This window comes from Pseudochrobactrum mosebachae (assembly GCF_048914685.1).
GTDB lineage: Bacteria > Pseudomonadota > Alphaproteobacteria > Rhizobiales > Rhizobiaceae > Pseudochrobactrum.
Map to the genome: position 1 here is coordinate 1817565 of NZ_CP128408.1, position 18831 is coordinate 1836395.

The following is an 18831-nucleotide window of genomic DNA, read 5'->3' on the forward strand; positions in this document are numbered from 1 at the left end:
ACTATTAGGACGTTCAGCTATTATAACGTCGCTGAGTAAAATAAGTTGCACACATATTATTCGATAAGCCTTCGCATAATAATTTTACTTCAGATCGAGGATGGTAATCTCCCCTGAAATTAATGGGGTTTTAAAGTAGAATATTCTCGGCATTATGATTGAGGAAATTTTTTATGGAACTGACGAGATTTAAAGAGCCGCAAATCCTTTCTATCCTAGGCAAAGCTGAGGGTGGTATGCCTGTAGCCGAGCTCTGTCGAGAACATGGGATGTGAATAACTGAATAGCCCCCGAGTTTATTAGACATTCTTAGTCTTCAGTGTGTGGTTCTGTTCAAAGTGTGCTGGTGACATCATACCATTTCTAAGATGTTTGCGCTGCGGGTTATAAAACATCTCAATGTAATCAAATACGTCTTGTCTAGCTTCAGCTCGTTCTGGATGGTTTGCGCCGAACGCGTTCTCTCTTCAGCAGATTAAAAAAGCTCTCAGCTACAGCATTGAAGCTCCTATATCCGTCAAGTGGTATTTAGGAGATATTTAGGGACACAGATCTGACTATAGATTTCGCGGACGATGTAGCGTTTCAGGCAACGTATAATCTCACTTTTGCTTTTTCCATCTTTGGTGCGTTTCTTGATATAGACAAGCGTCGGTTCGTGATTTCGCATTCTGAAAATTGCGACGCGATAAAGGGAGGCGTTAGCTTGTCGATTACCGCCTCGGTTAAGTCGGAACCGATGTGTTTTGCCGCTCGATGCCGGTATCTGACAAACACCGCAGAGCTTTGCGAAAGCGGCTTCTGAACGGATGCGCGTTGGATCGTCGCCAACGAGGATCAGCATCTCAGCGATTGTCAGCGTTGCAATACCGTGAGGTGCCATCAAATCTGGTGCGCGTTCAGTGACAAGGCGTTCCAGTTCCCTATCGTGTGCGGTTATCTCTTCATGCAACCAAAGCCAGCGACGGGCCAATGCGCGCATTGCTGCTTTTGCAGAGGCCAATGGAGTGCTGATGTCACCTAGTTTGAACGCTGCAATATGCCGGATCAATGCAACTTTTCCGCGGATTTGATCCAACGCGCTACGAAGATCGGCAGGTGCGTTAATAATCAACGTTTTTAGCGTCACCATTGCCTGTGAGCGTGATTTTACAGCTGTATCGCGTGCAGTTTTTAAATGCCTGATCATCTCAGATGATCCCGTTTGTGTTTTGGGTCGTGCTGTTGCTTGTCCAGATAAAACGGATCGCGCTGCTCCCTCTGCATCCAAACAGTCTGTTTTTTCTTGCGTGTATCGCAGCTGGCGATTGGGCTGAGTAACTTCGATTACATTGTGGCCTTGAGCCAACAAAAATCGAGAAAGGCCCGCGCCATATGAGCCAGTACCTTCGATTCCGAATGTCCGGAACTCCCCAAAAGACCGTGCCCAACGTTCCAACTCGGAATAACCCTTTGAATTAGAAGGAATGGACAGCGTTGCCAAACGGGTGCCTTGCATATTGATCGCAACAGCGACATGAGTTGCCTTATGCGTATCAATGCCGATAATAATTGGGTGTATGCTTTTCATGATGCCTGAATAGCCCCGAGTTTATTAGACACTTTTCGTCTTTAGTTTGTGGTTCTTTTCGAAGTGTGCTGGTGACAGCATACCATTTCTAACGTATTTGCGTTGTGGATTATAAAATATCTCAATGTAATCAAATACGTCTTGCCTTGCTTCAGCTCGAGTTCTGTATGTTTTGCGCCGAACACGCTCTCGCTTCAGCAGATTAAAAAAGCTCTCAGCTACAGCATTCTCATGACAATTCCCACGGCGGCTCATGCTGTGCTCAAGATTGTGCTGTTTAAGGAATGAAACCCAGTCCATACTTGTAAACTGGGAGCCCTGATCTGAATGTATCATGACCCGCTCTTTTGGTTTTCGTCGCCACACGGCCATCAATAAAGTCTGTAAGACCAGGTCTGTGGTTTGGCGCGATTGCATTGACCACCCGACGACGCGTCGAGAAAACAGGTCGATGACAACAGCCAGGTAGGAAAACCCTTCATATGTCTTGATATAGGTAATATCTGTGACCCAAACCTTATCAGGCGTGTTCACGTCGAACTGGCGATCCAGAGTGTTGTCTATGATGGTAGAGGGTTTGCCTCCATATTTACCGGAGCGGCGCTTATAGCCAATCTGGGCCTTGATACCTGCCAGCCTGGCCAATCTCGCCACACGGTTTGGACAACAGGTTTCACCCTGATCTCGCAGATCATCGTGTAATTTGCGATATCCGTAGACCTTACCGCTGTCATGCCAAGCATCATTGATCAGTGCTATCTGCCGGATATCTTCATTTGCACGGTGACTTAATGGCTGCCTCATCCATGCATAAAATCCGCTTGGATGGACACAAAGCATACGGAACATGGCACGCACATTGAATAGAACACGATGCGCCTTGATAAACGCGTACTTCATTTTGCATCCTTGGCGAAGTACGCGGTGGCTTTTTTTAGTATGTCACGCTCCTCGGTGACACGAGCAAGCTCTTGCTTCAAGCGCCTGATCTCTGACAATTGATCATCCTGCGCAGCTGCTTTCTCAGGGGCGTTGTAGCGCTTCATCCAGCTATAAAGTGAATGTGTGCTTACGCCCAAGCGACGCGAAACATCTGCTACGGAATAGCCGCGCTCAGTAATCTGTTTAATAGCATCAAGTTTGAATTCGTCGGTGAAATTAGCTTTACCCATCGTAAGCTCCGTGCCTCTTTTTTAAGTCACAAGGTGTCTACAAATTTAGGGGCTATTCAGGTTTGGAAATGGGCGGCGACTAATTATAGCGTAGGTTTTACGCCACGATAATCCAAAATCTGCGATCTTTTGTGTTGGCAGTTGGAACATTACAAGGGAGGTGAGAGTTAACTTAATGTGAAAATTCACTCGAGAGGAGTAGAAATAATGGCCGAGAAAACTTTGAACGACCTTTTCCTTGATACGCTCAAGGATATCTATTTTGCAGAAAAACAGATCCTGAAGGCCCTACCTAAGATGGCGCGCGCAGCGCAATCAGAGGAAAGTAAGACAGGCTTCCTGCAGCACCGCGACGAGACCCAGGGGCAGATCGAACGCCTAGAACAGGTGTTTGAATTGCTGGGCAAGGCCGCCCGCGGCAAGACCTGCGAAGCCATTCAGGGTATCATCGCTGAAGGCGAAGAGATCATGGAAGAATACAAGGGTTCGGTCGCACTTGATGCCGGCCTGATTTCTTCAGCACAGGCCGTCGAACATTACGAGATTGCCCGCTATGGGACACTGATCGCTTGGGCCAAGCAGATTGGTCTTAAGGACGCGATTCCTCTGCTGCAGGCAAACCTTGCCGAAGAAGAAGCTACGGACAAAAAATTGACCGAACTCGCAGAAAAGTCAGCTAACGAAAAGGGCAAGGGCAAAAAAGTTGCCTGAAGCATTCGTCGTTTTTTGAGAGGCCGCCGAGCGGGCGGCCTTATCTCACCCCTAGTTAAGCATTTAGGAGAGAACGATGGCCACGAAGCCCTCTGCACCAGAGACAGACGCCGCTGCAAAGTCCACAAAATCCGGGCAAACGGCCAACAACCTGTCCGACCCTGCTAATATTGCTACCATTCACGATCAACAACTTCACCGTGGCGACGGTGGTGAACTTCATCAGCTTGCCAAAGACGGTCAGCCAGTTCTGACGACTGCCCAAGGTAGTCCTGTCGCCGATGATCAAAACACTTTACGGGTCGGCGCACGCGGGCCCGCTCTGATCGACGATTTTCATTTCCGCGAAAAAATCTTTCATTTCGACCATGAGCGCATTCCCGAACGGGTGGTGCACGCTCGTGGCTATGGTGCCCATGGCTTTTTTGAGACGTATGAATCCCTCGCGGCTTACACGCGCGCAGACGTCTTTCAGCGTGCAGGCGAGAAAACGCCGGTCTTCGTACGTTTCTCGACAGTTGCCGGCAACAAAGGCTCAGCTGACGTTGCACGCGACGTTCGCGGGTTTGCAGTCAAGATGTATACGCAGGAGGGCAACTGGGATCTGGTTGGCAATAACATTCCAGTGTTCTTTATCCAGGACGCCATTAAGTTTCCGGATATGGTCCACGCAGCCAAGCAGGAACCCGACCGTGCATTTCCGCAAGCCCAGACCGCCCATGACAATTTCTGGGACTTCATCAGCCTGACGCCCGAGAGCATGCACATGGTCATGTGGATCATGTCGGATCGCACTATTCCTCGCTCGTTCCGATTCATGGAAGGCTTTGGGGTTCATACCTTCCGCTTCGTCAATGCCAAGGATGAATCAACCTTCGTAAAGTTTCATTGGAAGCCAAAGCTTGGCCTACAGTCTGTCGCGTGGAATGAAGCGGTGAAGATCAACGGTGCCGATCCAGATTTCCATCGCCGCGATCTATGGCAGTCGATCCAATCGGGGAATTTTCCAGAATGGGAACTGTGCGTTCAGTTGTTTGACCAGGAATTTGCCGATAACTTTGATTTTGACATCCTGGATCCGACGAAGATCATCCCGGAAGAGATTCTCCCCGTGCAGCCCATCGGACGTTTGGTTCTCGATCGTATGCCGGATAATTTCTTCGCTGAGACCGAACAGGTTGCCTTTATGACGCAGAATGTTCCACCTGGTATCGACTTCAGTAACGATCCGCTGCTGCAGGGCCGTAACTTCTCGTATCTCGATACGCAATTGAAACGTCTCGGTGGTCCAAACTTCACACATCTGCCGATCAATGCACCGAAGTGCCCCATACGCAATTTCCAGCAGGATGGCCATATGGCCATGCGCAATCCCGTTGGCCGAGTGAACTACCAGCCGAATTCATTTGGTGAAGGGCCGCGAGAGTCGCCGATTCATGGTTACCGCCACTTCCCGTCCGAAGAACAAGGTTCAAAGGTTCGCCTTCGCCCTGAGAGCTTTGCTGACCATTACAGTCAGGCTCGCCAGTTTTACATTAGCCAGACACCACCGGAACAGCGGCACATTGCAATGGCCCTGACCTTCGAGCTCAGCAAAGTCGAGACCACTGTAATCCGCGAACGCATGGTCTCGCATCTGTTGAATATCGATGAGACGCTAGCGAAGACGGTAGCCCAGAAGTTGGGTTTTCAAACCATGCCAAAGCCGGCAGCCGCTGCGATGCCCACACGTCAGGATCTCGAACCTTCACCCGCACTTAGCATCGTCGAACGGGGCCCGAAACGTTTCGAAGGCCGCAAACTTGGCATCCTCATCACAGATGGTGTCGACGCCGAACTGCTGAAGGGCCTGACCTCAGCCGTAACGAATGAGAAGGCGGTCGTCGAATTGATTGCGACGAAAGTGGGGGGCGTCACAGCCTCCGATGGCAGCTGGGTGGAAGCGCATCATATGATCGATGGCGGGCCATCAGTGCTGTTTGATGCAGTTGCCTTGCTCACTTCCGATGCGGCGATTGACGATTTGGTCAAGGAAGCCACGTCTCGTGATTTTGTGGCTGATGCGTTTCAGCACTGCAAGTTCATCGGCTACGACCCATCGGCCTTGCCGTTGCTTAAAAAAGCAGGGATTGCGGAGGATCTTGACGAAGGTATTATGGCGCTCCCTGACGGAGACAGTCTTGCAGCCTTTGTCTCCCAACTCGGCAAACTTCGCGTTTGGGGCCGGGAGCCATCGGTGAAACTGGGCAAAGCCTCTCAGCCTGTTAAGTAATACGCGCAAATGAGGGCGCGGCCTTGGACGCCGCGCCCTCGTCACGGAGGAGCATGTTATAATCTTGAGCGGATATGAAGATGGAAATGTCTGACTTACCCCGTCGTTATAGAACAGGAAAACTTTTCAGCTGTGCGACATTAAGAAATGGCTCACATCAAACTTTAGCGTTAGCATGAGAATATAATAGTCAAAAGAAAATTTAATTATTTCGATGTGCCCAGAGCAATTAGGGAGTTATTTTAGTAGTGATAATTACCGGAGGAATTAATGTTTGATGTGGATCTACCACTATATGAACTGATTATCAGAGGAGCTGCATTATATGTCGGATTTATCGTTGTTTTTCGTATTTTACCACGAAGAACCGCAGGAGAAATGGCCCCTATGGACTTAGTATTTCTTTTGCTTGTAACTGAAACAGCATCTCATTCTCTTGGTGACTTTACTTCTATTACGAGTGGGGTAATACAAATTGGTGTATTTATTATACTTGATTACTCAATAAACAAACTATCTTATCATTTTAAATTTATTCGAAGGCTAGTTGCACAAAAACCTCTTCCTATTATAGAAGATGGAATTTTAAATAAAACAAATATGAAAAAGGAAGCATTGACTGAGGATGAACTTTTAAGTTGCTTAAGAATGGAAAGCATTAGCGATATTAATAGTATTAAAACTGCAAAAATTGAAGGTAATGGTAAAATAAGCGTAATTAATTATGAAAAATGAATTTTTAAAAATCCTATATTTAAGCAGCCCCTCTTTTAGTGCTTTTCTGGAGTGATATATAACTCAAAAGTAGGCCCACCGCATAGCTCTACAAGTGGCGTTCCAAATATGGCGGATGGATGCATCAATGATTGCCCAGACAAAGACGCTGAGTACAATAACTAAAAACCCATTATGGGCATTGGTGGGATTACCCCATCGGAAACCTCCAGGTCACCAAATTTGGCTTTATATTTGTAAAAAGTAGCGCTGCTAATTCCCTATTTCCCGCATACCTATGCAGTGGGCGTTCCCGCTTCCTGCTCGTTAATCAGTCGATTATCTGTTCATCTGAAAGCCGTGAGCGTTTCATTGTCCATTATCAAGGACTGGACCCTACCAAAATCTGAAATTTGCGGGCTCACGGCAAAGTTCATCGCCCTTGTCCCCAGCTTTTACTCACTCTTGGCCTAATTTAATAATTTTAGTAATTTCCGACGTCCTTAAATTAACTGAGGAAAACTCTTCATTTGATTATACTTTCCAATAAAAGACATATGTCAATTTTAAGATATACATAACCATGAGGAACAACGGTCCGCTAATTCCGTTTTATATGCAGAACTAAGCGTCCATATGAGAAAACAGTATGAAAAATCTGGCAATAATAGGTACAGGCCCCACAGCTATTTATCTTCTTAAAGCGCTTATTGAGAGTAATGACAAATTCAAGATCATTCTATATGAACAATCTGAGCTTGCGGGTGTAGGCACACCTTATTCTGGCGGTGTAAATAGCAATCAGATGCTTGCTAATATTGGCAGTATAGAAATACCTCCAATTCACGAGACTTATTTCGACTGGTTAATGAATCTGGAAGATTCAGTTTTAAAGCCCTTTTCTCTAGATAAGTCTCTGATTACTGAGCGTGGGTTTTACCCCCGTATATTACTTGGAATGTATTTAAAAAATCAACTTGAGAAACTGATAGCTAAGGCACTATCAAATGGTAATAAAATAGAAGTACATAATAATAGCCATGTTTACAATGTTGAATATATTAATCCCTTATTTGAGGTCTCGATTAAATCGTATAATTTTAAAAAAACAAAAGAGTTGTTTGATTATGTTGTAATGGCAACAGGTCATTTCTACGACAATGGCAAAGATGACGTTCACTTATTTGCATCTCCTTGGCCTTACCGCAAATTAGAATTAATAAAGAACACATCCGTGGGCATATTAGGCACTTCTCTTAGTGCAATAGACGCTTTTGTCGCAATAGCACATAATCATGGTACATTCGAAGAAGATCCCGCTGGACAACTAATTTTCGCAAATAATACAAATATATCAAATCTAAAAATTGTTATGATGTCGCGGAAAGGGATTCTTCCTGAAGCGGATTTTTATTGTCCTATACCGTACGAGCCCTTGGAAATTTTTACTGAAGAACTTGTAGAAAACTTCATACATCATTGCCCATATGGGCTATTAGAGGAAACATTCAAATTATTTAAAATGCAGTTGGTATATTCAGACCCAGAGTACTCTAAATCTATAAATTTAGAGGGCTTGTGTATGCCGAAATTCAAAGAAGCCTATTTTGGCGCTCGAATGGTGGCTGACCCCTTTGTTTGGGCGAAAGCAAATTTAGATGAAGCAGTCTCAAATTACTCTTCGCAATGTACTGTTGCATGGCGCTATGCGATTTTACGAATGCATGAGCTTTTTGGAAGAGTTATTCCTCATCTAAGTGCTAATGAATTGATAGAATTTAACACTTTTCTTAAGCCCGTCTTCGTAGATGACTATGCTTCTGTCCCTCATGAATCCATCAAACGCTTATTGGCGGCTCATCAAGCCGGTATCTTAACAGTTCAAAAATTGCCTGAAGATTATACTATTGAGAACGACATTATAGAAAATGCTGTTGTTGTTCTAGCAGCCAATTACAATCATATTTTTAGTTATTTAATAGATGCGACTGGAAACAAACCACTATCAGATTCTGATTTTCCATTTAATTCTTTATCTAAGCAGATGCAAAGTTCCCCTGAAACTGGCGCAATAATTATTAACGACGAATTTAAAATTAAAAACATTCTAGGAGAACTAATTCCTTTTTATTGTTTGAGTATTCCTCATATTTTAAATAAATTTCCTTTCATGCAAGGTCTACAGGGATCTCATTACCTCGCAAGTCAAGCGGCAACTGATATAATAAATTCAAATATATAAACAAAGAAAGGGCAGACTCTTGGCCTGCCCTTTTTTAAAATATTGAGCTTATCGATAACGTAAACGTTCTGCTTCTACTTCATCAACAGTGTAAGGTTTGGCTGTAGTGTCAAAATTTTCCCAACCTTCCGATGAGTAAAGGCTCCGACGTTCTGCTATGTCCACGTGCGAGCGATTAAGGATTGACTGAGCCAACTTATATTGATCCTCCTCAACTCGAACCGTAACCAGTGTCCCCCCCCTACGTACGCCTTCTGCATACACGTGTGCATCTTCTTCCGATACACCAGATTCAGTGAGAGCTCCAATTAGTCCACCCGTAGCTCCACCGACCACTGCACCGCCGACGGCACCTACGGCTGTTGCAGCTAACCAGCCCGCTGCGACCACAGGCCCTACTCCTGGAATAGCAAGAAGGCCAAGGCCAGCAAGTAGTCCTCCTGCACCTCCTACAGCGGCGCCAATGCCAGCGCCTACTCCAGCTCCCTCTGCTGCATTAGAATCTTCATTTGCATTGTGAGAAACAATACTAATATCATCCGAATTAATGCCAGCTTCCTCTAATTCATTAACTGTTTTTTTGGCAGTCGAATAGTCATCGAAAAGGCCTGTAACAACTCTCATAACAACATCTCCCTTTAACTAAATTTATTTAGCTGCTTCAGTAATATTCCCTTGATAATCAAGATTTAAGTTTAATGAAGTTGAGTTTTTTACACCCTCTGCATGCCAGATTCCATCAACCAAATTGAGATTAGTAACATCTGTATAGCCGGCCTCTTCAAAACGAGATTTTGCCTGACTTTCAGTGAAACTATTTTCGCCTGGAACAGGGGCATTTGGATTAACTGCATCTGGGGTTGTAATAGCGGGGGTCTCAGTAGTAGAAGGTTTAACAGTTGCTGGAGTGTTCTGCGCTTGTGCGCTGAGTGTAGCCAAAGCCAATGCACAACCAGCCAAAAGTGTTTTAATTCGCATATCTCAATTCTCCATTTTAGTTATATTAATAAAATGGCTAACGAAGTGGAAAGTTCCATGATTAAGCAATTTTAAGAAATTGCTTTAGATATGACTTACTATTCGGCAAAGCTTTTGCGCCACCGGTAAAAGATCGATTCAGCAATACCTGCCTTGCGGCAAACTTCACCAATCGGCGTGCCCATCCTCCTCCTGCTTCAAAAACAAAAGCAATTTGTACATCTGAAAATTTACCCGCTTTCATTAAATTCTCCTTCTCCCATAAAGGTGATTATTAATGGAAAATCCCAGCTGAAAATGGTCCGGATTTAAGGGAGCACGTCACACGTCAAAACCCCGGAAAGTTCCCCAGCCGGGTGGTCCTAAAAACGGGTGCACGTCACCAAGGATTGGACTCTACCAAAATCTGGAGGAGTTTGCGGGGCTCAGGTCAAAACCGTTAAGCTCAAAACCGCCAACTTCCTTTTTCCAGCGCATTTCAGCGGCATAGCTGATTAGAACGTGTTTAGGATCTGGGGGTATAACCATCTTGGATTTATCCAGCGGCACGATCTTTATTTAATAGTGCTCCACCCAATTAATATTTTCAGGGTCAATCCCAACCTCAGATGCAATTTTATTTGCACGATCTTTGACTGATTCAGGTATTTCAGGAGTTCGGGACAAAACCCAGAAGAAGTTAAGGCTCGAGCCGACAATTATCGCCCATCTATAATCTTCATCAAGCTCAACAATATTATAACCACCATAAAACGGTCCAAAGAACGAAACTTTCAGAGCCCCTTCATATTCACCTCTAACGAATTTTGCCGTCCCCGAGGCACGCTTAAAGCGGCCTGTGTTTTTATCAACACCACTATTCAGTACATTCACGGTACCGTCGTCATTGAGAGCATATTGCGCTGTGGTATTGATCAATCCTTTTTCAAAGCGATTATCTACCCGTGCAACCTCATACCACTTCCCGAGATATCTATTTATCTCAAAGCCGCTAATGGGCACGACTTTCTTTGGTATGCCCGGATTGCTAGCTCTGTAAAATTTATAGCCGGCAACTAAGGCAACGGTAGCTAAAATTATTTTTTTGGCACTCATATCGAACTCCTGTTCCTCAATACTAAACGTATAGAAAATATGGGAGTTCCAAAATTAATTAATCAATTATTTATCCAGAATTATTCCTCAGCGTAGTATTCCGGAACAATGCGGGCATGTAACCGTTACTAATATAGTAGTGGAGGATTACAACATGTCAGTTAGATTCCAAATCGCCGCTTTATTGAGCTTAATGGTCAATGCCGTGTTGTTCGGTATTGGGGTTATATTGGTATTAAGCATTCCAGAACTATCAGTGAATGCTAAATATCTCATACCAGCAGTTGTTGCCTTAAGTCTCGTTATTACACCATTTGTATCGTGGTATATTGCCCCAAGACTACGTAATAGATACTGGAAACGGCAGACCAAATAGATGCTGGAAATAGAAAAGGCAGCACTTTAGCTGCCTTTTATGATGGCCTATATAAGCTTTACGCAAATCACCACTATATCAATATGTATACTAATTCGCGTATACGAGCAACTACCTATTGTGTTTTGTAGCCCCAATACACAGCTAGTTCAGTTAAGCCGTCCTTAATGTAATCCCCGACTGTTTTTCGGTCGCGCGGGCTTTCAGCAATATCCTTTATCTCCATGCCTTGACCGACAACTGCAATCATCAGATTAAACGCTTTCCGGCCAAGCACTGGCTTGCAGGCATTCAGTTGCTGAACAGCTTCCACCGCTCTGTCCGGAAGCGGATCAACGGTCTTGCCGCCATCTACCTTCTCATGCCCATAATCAATCGCGCTTGCCCCCTTCGCGCCGGACTTTTCCCAATGCATACGAAAACGCCCGGCGGCTGCCCATTGCGCATCGTCAATATGGCCACGTGAGTAAAGTGTGCCGATAGCGCTTTCTTTAATATTTATAAATGCTTTTATCTTTTGTGGGTTCCATGCCTCACCGGAATGATCAGGAGAGTAATAAGGATTAGAAATACGGTGAACCCGCACGTCAGACTTCATACTTCCAACTTCACCGCGAGAGATAGATGTACGCTGTTCTTTGGTTGGTACGGCCATTCTTGAAACCTATCTTAATAATATTAAATGTCGAAACATGTGCTATGAGTTTCTTAATTTGCGTTGGCATAATCGGGGAAAGTTGATGCAAAAGCCAAAATACGGAAAACAGCACTTACATGATGACAAATGGATAGTGATTGATCTAACCACTGGTGAAGAAGCAACTGTAAAGGGCGTGAAATATGGCCCTCTTATTGAACTTGAAGCAGAGCGATACGCAAGCACTCTTAATTGGCTTGACAGTAACAAGCCCATTGATACAACTGCATGGAATGATGGGGGCCAGCGAGAGACGGAACCTTAGTGTTCCTCTCTCGTTCCGTTTTAACTCATGCCCAACGCATCCATATAAAGCTGGATCATTGCTTCCTCTTCTTCACGCTCATGGGCTTCCTTTTACGAGCGCGGATGATTGCGCGAACAGCTGTGGTGTCGAAGCCAGTGCCTGTCCGTAGTCATATAAAATAGGACATCAGAGCATTTTAAGTTTTGGAGGTTCTGGATTGTTTTTAGCCGCTAGTGTTTGATGATGCTAACGGCGTTGTCGTATTGTTGAATTTTTGATTTTCTGTCTTTCACTGAAAGTAGTTTTCTCAAGCCCGAAGTAAATGTCAGTAAGCGTGACGTTCCTCAAATTTTCATGGCAACGGTGATTGTTGTAATATTCCACGAAGGTATCTATTTGGTGCTCGAGATCTCCCGGCAGTTAATAGTTTCTAACAGGACGCGATTTATCATAGTCTGGTGCTAGCGTTCGATCTTGCCTTAGGTTTGGGGATGGAATGACGCTTCCCGGACATGCGTCATTCTTTGGCTCTTCAGCCATTCAGCTAAATCACCAGAGATGTCACAAGACCCATTATCACTGAGCAGGCGCGGCTTGTGACGAACAACTGCCTGGTCACAGCATGATGCTGAAAAAGCTAGCTTTATTGTGTCTGTAAGGTTATCAGAATGCATGTTTGTGCAGAGCTTCCAGGTGATGATGTAGCGACTGTAATCATTCAGAACTGTGCTGAGGTTATACCAACCCCAACCGATGATTTTGAAGTAGGTAAAATCTGTTTGCCACATCTGGTTGATAGCGGTGGTTTTATCGTGAAACTCCTCGGCTGCTTTAATCATCACGTAGTCTGCTGCCTTTAGTATGCGATAAGCTGTTGATTCAGATATAAAATACCGTTTCTGATCGGTATACTTAACTGCCAGCTCCCGCGTCGACAAAGCCTCATGTTCCAGCGCAAACTCGATCAGATCATCACGCCTATGCTCTGGGGTACGGTTCCAGATCGATCTCGGGTGAGGGGAATGATCAGCCAGTGCATCTAGTCCGCCTTCAAGAGAGCGATCATACCACCGGTAAAAAGTAGTGCCTAGGATACATAGTATATCAAGGGTTTTTTTGGTGGGCAGGTGTGATCCCTCAACAGTGCGGATGATCTCCAGCTTCTCAGATGCGCAATATCTCATTCCCCGAACTCCCCAGTCCCGGTCATGCTTTTTTTAAGCAGACGGTTTTCGAGCGTCAGGTCCGCAACCCATTCTTTCAAAGCCAAGGCTTCAGAGCGTAGATCCTTTACCTCTGGCGAGGTTGCTTGACGGGCAGTGTCACCGGACAATTGCCACTTCCCAGCCTCAAGGAACTCCTTCGACCAACTGTAATAAAGACTTTCGGCTATACCTTCGCGACGGCACAGCACTGAAATGCTTTCTTCTCCGCGCAGTCCGGCCAAAACAAAGCGGATCTTCTCCTCGCCAGAATAGTGCTGCTGGGTCTTACGGCGAATGTTTTTGGCAAACTTATCAGCAGCACTTTTTGATGTTCCGGGCTTCTGGGTCATTTCAATGTCCCAATTGATAAATGAACCAGCAATCATACCTTAGTAAAATGCTTAAATTCGTCCCAAAGGTGCTAACGTTAGACACTACTGCGGAACACCGTTAAATACTCATGGATTACCCAATCGAGATATTTTGGACAGATTTATTTAGCAAGCGAAAGCAGCATCAGCTAATTTAAATCTCCAGAGATATTCAGCTGCTTTGGTAATCCCAATCCTTCTACCTGTTTCGATCTGCGGAGTTTGAGTTCTTGGTATGAGGAAAAAAGGGGGGTCTTTTAAACTCCGCCCATCTAGCATTTTGTTAATATTAAGAGCCTGAGAAAGTTTACCTGGACCAGAACACAATGCTTTGATATTTTGTGTTCCCCTCCTTTGTATCATAGTTGGTAGGTCAGATAATGGATGAATAGCTCTTATTAATACTGCGGATGCGTCCGCACAGACAAAATTCATACACCAATGAAGGCCATAAGAGCGATACACATAGCTTGAGCCCGGTATTCCAAACATTGAGGAATTACTGAGTGTTTTACCTCGAAAGCTATGTGAGGCAGGATCGGTACGCGTATATGCTTCGGTTTCTATAATTATTCCTCCAGTTGAACCAATATTAAATGTCCAACCAAGAATATCAGGTGCCACATACAATGCACTCCTATTAAAGAACTCGGGATTTTTTTCTTTTTGCTTCATTCTGTAGGCCTCGCTGCCTTCTCCCTCAACTCTGGACGAATTTCGCGTCGTCATTTTCTATGAAGACGATATTTATTAGTTCCAGCCCCATGACTGAGTGAACCACGGGAGGCTTTACTTTCACATAAGTGAAATCTGATTGACAGCATTGCCATGCGATCAAGGTATGCAGATTTTGACGTTTAGAGTTTAGCCACTTAATTTAATTTGAAGTTTGAATATGAACCATTTTCTACCTATTTTCTTATTTATTCATACCAACAACCACAAACAAACGAATATCTAATAGATTGGAACCGAGTTGAAGAAGATTGGAAGCAGGTAAAAGGATAGGTCAAAGAGTAGTGGGGAAAGCTTACTGATGATGACCTGGTAATCCCCCTAAAATTAAAGTTGTTTCAAAGTAGAATTTTCTCGGCATTATGATTGAGGAGGTTTTTATGAAGCTGACGAGATTTAAAGAACCGCAAATCCTTTCTATACTAAGCCAAGCCGAGGGTGGTGTGCCTGTAGCCGAGCTTTGCCGAGAACGATATTTTGGTATCGTAACTTTAATATTCTTTAAAATTTCTTTAGCCTATAAATCAAGGCGCGGTTTTCTGTCACTGAAGCGAAATTGTAGCTAACAAATGGCATTGACAAGTTAACATTACAATGTTGTTTAGAGACGGTTACGAAATTAAGTGGGCAGACACTAATGATCGGGGATCATAATTTTTGTTGAACTAAATTGACACCGTTTATTTCATTGTAATTTGGCGTATCGAAATCAAATTATTGAGTAAACCAAAATAATGACTGTTAGATATTTCTAATTATTTTTCTGTACCAATCATTAATCTGCTCTCTAACTTGCTCAGGCGTAAGGCTATAGCGCTCTTGTAATTTCTTTTCTAAAGTGTGCTTTTCTCCTGCTATCTCGTCAACTTCTTCAGCAGATAAATTGCCCCATTGTTCACGAATATTCACCTTATAGCGTGGCCAATCCGTTTTGATTTCATTCCATTCCATTGCTCTCTCCAAACTGTTTGAAAAATGGCAAAAAATTTACGATTATACTGCTACTGTTAGACAAAATATCGTAATAATGATCCGATAGCGCGCTAACTGATCTGAGCCTGTGTCGTTAGTTTAATTTGGAAAGCTTTTTTCATTGATAGAATTCGAGTTCATAGTGTTCTCACTTTTAGAAATATAGCTGCCATAAATTTCTGCGCCGAACCAAACTAAAAGAACAATAATTAGGCTTGAGATTAAAACGATCAGAACTGGCCGACCTTTTTTACCCTGACGGGCTTTTAGCGATGGAATATCTTTCATGGCACACTCCTTTTAGTCACCTCTCTTGATGAGTTAACTAACAGAACGTCGGTTCTGTTCCCCATAAAAACCGGAATTTGCTATTTTGATGCATTATGCGCTATATATTTGCGATGCCAGTTCTAAATGAACGCATATATCGCGCATGAAAAATGGCGAAGAGCTTAGCCTTAGGCACAACGCAATTCATCAAGATAATTCGCACACCAATGATTGATATCATTTTTTTGTAGGTGCTTGATCATAGAAGAATAACGATATTGTCGCTCATTCAGCGGCATGTTCAATGCACGATGAATGGCTTGCGAAACAGATTCTTTATCGTAAGGGTTGACCAGCAGAGCGCCGTCCAGCTCACGTGATGCGCCTGCAAATCGAGAAAGCACTAATACACCAGGGTCATTTTTATTTTGTGCTGCAACATATTCTTTCGCAACCAAATTCATACCATCCCGAAGCGGTGTTACTAACCCGACCTTTGCGTGCCGATACAGGCCTGCGAGAATGTTGCGATTTAATGTGCGGGTAATGTAACGGATAGGTGTCCAGTCCACAGAAGCAAGTGCGCCATTAACGCGGCCGGCATGTTCAGCCACCATACTTTGCATCTCAGCATATTCCGGCACTTCTGAACGGGACTTTGGTGTCACCTGCAGAAAAGTTACTTTGCTCTTATACTCCGGATTGTTCTGTACGAAATGCTCAAATGCTTCTATTCTGTTCGTTATTCCCTTTGAATAATCAAGACGGTCGACCCCGATAATGAGGTCTCGTCCTGACATGCTTTCGCGCATACGCCGGACAAGGGCACTCTTCTCTGACTGTTGGGCAGTGTCGGTGAATTTATCCGTTTCAATACCAATCCCGAATTTTCCGACTTTAAATTTATGGCTGCCGGTTTTGAACCGGTTCTCGCCTATTGGAATAGCAATATTTTCCCGCGAAATGCAGCCGATGAAGTTTTCAAGGTCATAATCTGTTTGAAAACCAATCAAATCATAGGAGGCTAACCCGCGCATAATGGTTTCATGAACAGGGAGTGTGAAGACGATATCTGCCGAGGGCCAAGGGATATGGAGGAAAAAACCGATCCGGTTTTTAACACCTAAACGGCGTAGTTCCGCAGCCAGAGGGATGAGATGGTAGTCGTGAACCCAAATAATATCATCAGGTTGAATAAGTGACTGTAACTGCTCAGCAAAAAGACGATTAACGCGAAAATAACCAGCCATATCTTTTCGCTCATAATCAATGAGATCCAGCCGGTAATGACACAGAGGCCATAGCATACGGTTGGCGAAACCGGCATAATACTCATCAACATCGGTGCTGGCTAAATCCAACAGCGCATATTCAATATTATCGTGCTTTTGAATGTTTAGCTGAGGTTGCTGTAGATCATCGGATATTATTTTTCCAGACCAGCCCATCCAGAGGCCGCCCTTTTCCTCCAGTGCAGCTTGCAGAGCAACAGCAAGACCTCCGGCAGGCGCATTTCCATGTTTATCTGGTAAAGGAACCCGGTTGGATATGATGATTAATTTTCCCATTTTAATGTCCCCAGTCAGTTTCTACTTTATTTGAAGGATGATTGATGGCGGGTTCGGGGACTCTCAGGGTCCCTTGCGCTGCAATGATTTCGGTGAGCCAGTTTCTGAGCGCGGAAGGCGACGATAGAAGGCTCATTGCACAACTTTGTTGGAGTGACGCGCCGATTTTCACAGATGCGCCTGAATATTTGTGCGCTGCCGCAAACATAGCTTCATCGGTTGCATCATCACCAAAAGCGATTGGTATGCGAGACTGGAAAGCCGCTTTAGCCATGAAGTGATCTAAAGCTGAACCCTTGTCAGAACCGGCAGGCCGTAATTCAGCAACCATTTTTCCATGTTGCACAGTCCAGTTGTCGCCTGTTATTGAAGCTGCTTTATTGATTATATCCGTGGTCGTTTTCTGCAGGCGGGGATTACTTCGATAATGTAATGCCAGAGCGACTTCTTTATCTTCCAGTTTTATATCCGGATAATCAGTAAGCGTATCTTCGATATAGCGTTTCGCCGTGCGAAAACTATCGTCTATTTTAAGCGCTCTTATACTCCCGTCGCTGTTACGAATTTGAGCGCCATGCAGACCTGCAATTTCAAAGCTATGGGAGGGAAATATTGTATCAACAAAACTGACCGGACGTCCTGTTATGAGTGCTAATGCGCCGTCAAGATGCCAGTGCAAATGAGATAGAATGTCATATAGTTGTTGCGGAAGTTGTACTTTATGCGGTGCTGAAGCGATATCCAACAGAGTTCCGTCTAAGTCAAAGAAAAATGCATGCTTTGATAGTGAACCTTTATCATTTTTCAAATGGCTTAACTCAGGGATTAAACCTTGATTGTACTGAATGTTTTCCATTGTCAGGGTGGTGCTCATTGTCTGTGTTACCTTTACTGAAAAAGAACCAGTGACCAAGTTTATAAATAGATCAGTTTTTGCTCATCCAGTGGACGATGTAGCAACTTGGCAGTGTCCCAAGAGGCCGTCATCCAGACATCCAGTTCTTCTGGTTCGGTTAGTATAACCGGCAGCGAAACAGGAGTATCTTGATCGCTGAGAGAGGATGTCTCTGTCGTAAGAAAAGCAAACAAAGTATGGCTTTTCTCACCCTCTTGCGGGTCGCGAGTGCCCACCCATTCTGTCCATATGCCGGCAAAGAAAAGCAGATTTCCAGACGTGTGTAGTGACAGCCATCGGGTAGTATTGCCGGATAAAGGGGTGGACTTATGTGTTTGTATGCCAAAAGCTATGGCCGGTATCAGACAGCGATTAGCAACAGTCTGCCATTCCTCCCAGTGGGCTGCGTCACTGTGCTGGATGTGTGTGATCCCTTTATCATTTTTATGTTTTACGGCTTTGTCGGGAGAGGGCATTCCCCAAAGACTAATTCCGAGTTCAGGACCATCTAAATTATTACGCAAAACAGGGGCAGGAAAATCCGGATAAATAACTTCGTTAAAGGATCTTCCGTCTGTCAGATCAATATAAAAGCCTACAGACTTTTTTAAATCTGCAGGAGTGAACCGGGTACCATAAATATCAGACATAACTCCTCCTCTCAGAGATGTTTGATGATATGTTGCGATGCAGGGGCAGCGGGAGCAAAAGCTGTTGCATAAATGAAAAAGCTCCCTGACG

The 18831-nt window shown here is 44.4% G+C and carries 18 protein-coding genes and 5 pseudogenes; 6 read left to right on the top strand and 17 right to left on the bottom strand.

What is annotated here, in order from left to right; genetic code table 11:
• Window positions 1-299: 299 nt before the first annotated feature.
• The 3 genes and pseudogenes from MP213Fo_RS08260 to MP213Fo_RS08270 form a co-directional block, all read right to left on the bottom strand.
• Window positions 300-501, bottom strand: a pseudogene (locus MP213Fo_RS08260) (IS3 family transposase); the annotation flags it as partial.
• 16 nt (window positions 502-517) lie between these two features.
• Window positions 518-1570 carry an IS110 family transposase gene (locus tag MP213Fo_RS08265; protein ID WP_421088577.1) on the bottom strand — a complete coding sequence of 351 codons (1053 nt, stop codon included), beginning with the start codon at window positions 1568-1570 and terminating at the stop codon, window positions 518-520.
• Window positions 1571-1594: 24 nt separating this feature from the next.
• Window positions 1595-2742, bottom strand: a protein-coding gene (locus MP213Fo_RS08270; protein ID WP_421088578.1) for an IS3 family transposase whose coding sequence is annotated in 2 segments (ribosomal slippage) — window positions 1595-2496 and window positions 2496-2742 — 1149 coding nt in all. Because the reading frame shifts where the segments join, the coding sequence is not laid out codon by codon here.
• Between the two features lie 207 nt (window positions 2743-2949).
• Between MP213Fo_RS08270 and MP213Fo_RS08275 the strand changes: the two genes are divergently transcribed.
• The 3 genes from MP213Fo_RS08275 (at window position 2950) to MP213Fo_RS08285 (ending at window position 6460) form a co-directional block, all read left to right on the top strand.
• Entirely contained in the window at window positions 2950-3453 is a 504-nt protein-coding gene (locus MP213Fo_RS08275; protein WP_421088579.1) for a ferritin-like domain-containing protein, read from the top strand.
• A 76-nt stretch (window positions 3454-3529) separates the two neighbouring features.
• A complete protein-coding gene (catE, locus tag MP213Fo_RS08280) occupies window positions 3530-5725 on the top strand; it encodes a catalase C (protein WP_421088580.1) in 2196 nt (731 codons plus the stop codon).
• 270 nt (window positions 5726-5995) lie between these two features.
• Complete coding sequence (locus MP213Fo_RS08285) at window positions 5996-6460, top strand: DUF421 domain-containing protein (protein WP_421088581.1); 465 nt, start codon at window positions 5996-5998, stop codon at window positions 6458-6460.
• 197 nt (window positions 6461-6657) lie between these two features.
• Here MP213Fo_RS08285 and MP213Fo_RS08290 read toward each other — a convergent pair.
• A pseudogene (locus MP213Fo_RS08290) lies at window positions 6658-6812 on the bottom strand (transposase); the annotation flags it as partial.
• 276 nt (window positions 6813-7088) lie between these two features.
• Between MP213Fo_RS08290 and MP213Fo_RS08295 the strand changes: the two are divergent.
• Entirely contained in the window at window positions 7089-8681 is a 1593-nt protein-coding gene (locus tag MP213Fo_RS08295) for an FAD/NAD(P)-binding protein (RefSeq protein WP_421088582.1), read from the top strand.
• Window positions 8682-8729: 48 nt separating this feature from the next.
• Here MP213Fo_RS08295 and MP213Fo_RS08300 read toward each other — a convergent pair whose 3' ends face one another.
• The 5 genes from MP213Fo_RS08300 to MP213Fo_RS08320 form a co-directional block, all read right to left on the bottom strand.
• A complete protein-coding gene (locus MP213Fo_RS08300) occupies window positions 8730-9305 on the bottom strand; it encodes a general stress protein (protein ID WP_421088583.1) in 576 nt (191 codons plus the stop codon).
• A 24-nt stretch (window positions 9306-9329) separates the two neighbouring features.
• A complete protein-coding gene (locus tag MP213Fo_RS08305; RefSeq protein WP_421088584.1) occupies window positions 9330-9659 on the bottom strand; it encodes a PepSY domain-containing protein in 330 nt (109 codons plus the stop codon).
• A 98-nt stretch (window positions 9660-9757) separates the two neighbouring features.
• Complete coding sequence (locus MP213Fo_RS08310) at window positions 9758-9844, bottom strand: transposase (RefSeq protein ID WP_421091074.1); 87 nt, start codon at window positions 9842-9844, stop codon at window positions 9758-9760.
• Between the two features lie 373 nt (window positions 9845-10217).
• Window positions 10218-10754, bottom strand: a complete 537-nt coding sequence (locus tag MP213Fo_RS08315; protein WP_421088585.1) for a lipocalin family protein — start codon at window positions 10752-10754, stop codon at window positions 10218-10220.
• A gap of 491 nt (window positions 10755-11245) precedes the next feature.
• Window positions 11246-11785 carry a hypothetical protein gene (locus tag MP213Fo_RS08320; protein ID WP_421088586.1) on the bottom strand — a complete coding sequence of 180 codons (540 nt, stop codon included), beginning with the start codon at window positions 11783-11785 and terminating at the stop codon, window positions 11246-11248.
• A gap of 85 nt (window positions 11786-11870) precedes the next feature.
• On the opposite strand from MP213Fo_RS08320, the gene MP213Fo_RS08325 reads away from it, so the two are divergent.
• Window positions 11871-12092: a hypothetical protein gene (locus MP213Fo_RS08325; RefSeq protein WP_421088587.1), complete on the top strand. Its 222-nt coding sequence runs from the start codon at window positions 11871-11873 to the stop codon at window positions 12090-12092.
• Between the two features lie 20 nt (window positions 12093-12112).
• Here the strand turns inward: MP213Fo_RS08325 and MP213Fo_RS08330 are convergent.
• The 3 genes and pseudogenes from MP213Fo_RS08330 to MP213Fo_RS08340 form a co-directional block, all read right to left on the bottom strand.
• Window positions 12113-12231 (bottom strand): annotated as a pseudogene (locus MP213Fo_RS08330) (GapR family DNA-binding domain-containing protein); the annotation flags it as partial.
• 89 nt (window positions 12232-12320) lie between these two features.
• A pseudogene (locus MP213Fo_RS08335) lies at window positions 12321-13629 on the bottom strand (DDE-type integrase/transposase/recombinase).
• A 147-nt stretch (window positions 13630-13776) separates the two neighbouring features.
• Window positions 13777-14325 carry a DNA-3-methyladenine glycosylase gene (locus MP213Fo_RS08340; RefSeq protein WP_421088588.1) on the bottom strand — a complete coding sequence of 183 codons (549 nt, stop codon included), beginning with the start codon at window positions 14323-14325 and terminating at the stop codon, window positions 13777-13779.
• Window positions 14326-14765: 440 nt separating this feature from the next.
• On the opposite strand from MP213Fo_RS08340, the pseudogene MP213Fo_RS08345 reads away from it, so the two are divergent.
• Window positions 14766-14891, top strand: a pseudogene (locus tag MP213Fo_RS08345) (IS3 family transposase); the annotation flags it as partial.
• Window positions 14892-15126: 235 nt separating this feature from the next.
• Here MP213Fo_RS08345 and MP213Fo_RS08350 read toward each other — a convergent pair.
• The 5 genes from MP213Fo_RS08350 to MP213Fo_RS08370 form a co-directional block, all read right to left on the bottom strand.
• On the bottom strand, window positions 15127-15336 hold the full coding sequence (locus MP213Fo_RS08350) for a CsbD family protein (protein WP_421088589.1): 210 nt from the start codon (window positions 15334-15336) through the stop codon (window positions 15127-15129).
• A 120-nt stretch (window positions 15337-15456) separates the two neighbouring features.
• Complete coding sequence (locus MP213Fo_RS08355) at window positions 15457-15645, bottom strand: hypothetical protein (RefSeq protein ID WP_421088590.1); 189 nt, start codon at window positions 15643-15645, stop codon at window positions 15457-15459.
• Between the two features lie 170 nt (window positions 15646-15815).
• Entirely contained in the window at window positions 15816-17195 is a 1380-nt protein-coding gene (gene otsA, locus MP213Fo_RS08360; RefSeq protein ID WP_421088591.1) for an alpha,alpha-trehalose-phosphate synthase (UDP-forming), read from the bottom strand.
• Window position 17196: 1 nt separating this feature from the next.
• Window positions 17197-18069, bottom strand: coding sequence for a trehalose-phosphatase (gene otsB, locus MP213Fo_RS08365; RefSeq protein WP_421088592.1), 873 nt, complete (start codon window positions 18067-18069; stop codon window positions 17197-17199).
• A gap of 41 nt (window positions 18070-18110) precedes the next feature.
• The gene (locus MP213Fo_RS08370; protein WP_421088593.1) at window positions 18111-18740 is read right to left on the bottom strand and encodes an SOS response-associated peptidase family protein; all 630 of its coding nucleotides are present in this window, start codon (window positions 18738-18740) and stop codon (window positions 18111-18113) included.
• Between the last annotated feature and the right edge of the window lie 91 nt (window positions 18741-18831).

Excerpts from the sequence above, each read along its gene's own strand:
- MP213Fo_RS08265 (WP_421088577.1), bottom strand. The coding sequence starts at position 1,570 with ATGAAAAGCATACACCCAATTATTATCGGCATTGATACGCATAAGGCA.
- MP213Fo_RS08275 (WP_421088579.1), top strand. The coding sequence starts at position 2,950 with ATGGCCGAGAAAACTTTGAACGACCTTTTCCTTGATACGCTCAAGGAT.
- catE (WP_421088580.1), top strand. The coding sequence starts at position 3,530 with ATGGCCACGAAGCCCTCTGCACCAGAGACAGACGCCGCTGCAAAGTCC.
- MP213Fo_RS08285 (WP_421088581.1), top strand. The coding sequence starts at position 5,996 with ATGTTTGATGTGGATCTACCACTATATGAACTGATTATCAGAGGAGCT.
- MP213Fo_RS08295 (WP_421088582.1), top strand. The coding sequence starts at position 7,089 with ATGAAAAATCTGGCAATAATAGGTACAGGCCCCACAGCTATTTATCTT.
- MP213Fo_RS08300 (WP_421088583.1), bottom strand. The coding sequence starts at position 9,305 with ATGAGAGTTGTTACAGGCCTTTTCGATGACTATTCGACTGCCAAAAAA.
- MP213Fo_RS08305 (WP_421088584.1), bottom strand. The coding sequence starts at position 9,659 with ATGCGAATTAAAACACTTTTGGCTGGTTGTGCATTGGCTTTGGCTACA.
- MP213Fo_RS08310 (WP_421091074.1), bottom strand. The coding sequence starts at position 9,844 with ATGGGCACGCCGATTGGTGAAGTTTGCCGCAAGGCAGGTATTGCTGAA.
- MP213Fo_RS08315 (WP_421088585.1), bottom strand. The coding sequence starts at position 10,754 with ATGAGTGCCAAAAAAATAATTTTAGCTACCGTTGCCTTAGTTGCCGGC.
- MP213Fo_RS08320 (WP_421088586.1), bottom strand. The coding sequence starts at position 11,785 with ATGGCCGTACCAACCAAAGAACAGCGTACATCTATCTCTCGCGGTGAA.
- MP213Fo_RS08325 (WP_421088587.1), top strand. The coding sequence starts at position 11,871 with ATGCAAAAGCCAAAATACGGAAAACAGCACTTACATGATGACAAATGG.
- MP213Fo_RS08340 (WP_421088588.1), bottom strand. The coding sequence starts at position 14,325 with ATGAAGCAAAAAGAAAAAAATCCCGAGTTCTTTAATAGGAGTGCATTG.
- MP213Fo_RS08350 (WP_421088589.1), bottom strand. The coding sequence starts at position 15,336 with ATGGAATGGAATGAAATCAAAACGGATTGGCCACGCTATAAGGTGAAT.
- MP213Fo_RS08355 (WP_421088590.1), bottom strand. The coding sequence starts at position 15,645 with ATGAAAGATATTCCATCGCTAAAAGCCCGTCAGGGTAAAAAAGGTCGG.
- otsA (WP_421088591.1), bottom strand. The coding sequence starts at position 17,195 with ATGGGAAAATTAATCATCATATCCAACCGGGTTCCTTTACCAGATAAA.
- otsB (WP_421088592.1), bottom strand. The coding sequence starts at position 18,069 with ATGAGCACCACCCTGACAATGGAAAACATTCAGTACAATCAAGGTTTA.
- MP213Fo_RS08370 (WP_421088593.1), bottom strand. The coding sequence starts at position 18,740 with ATGTCTGATATTTATGGTACCCGGTTCACTCCTGCAGATTTAAAAAAG.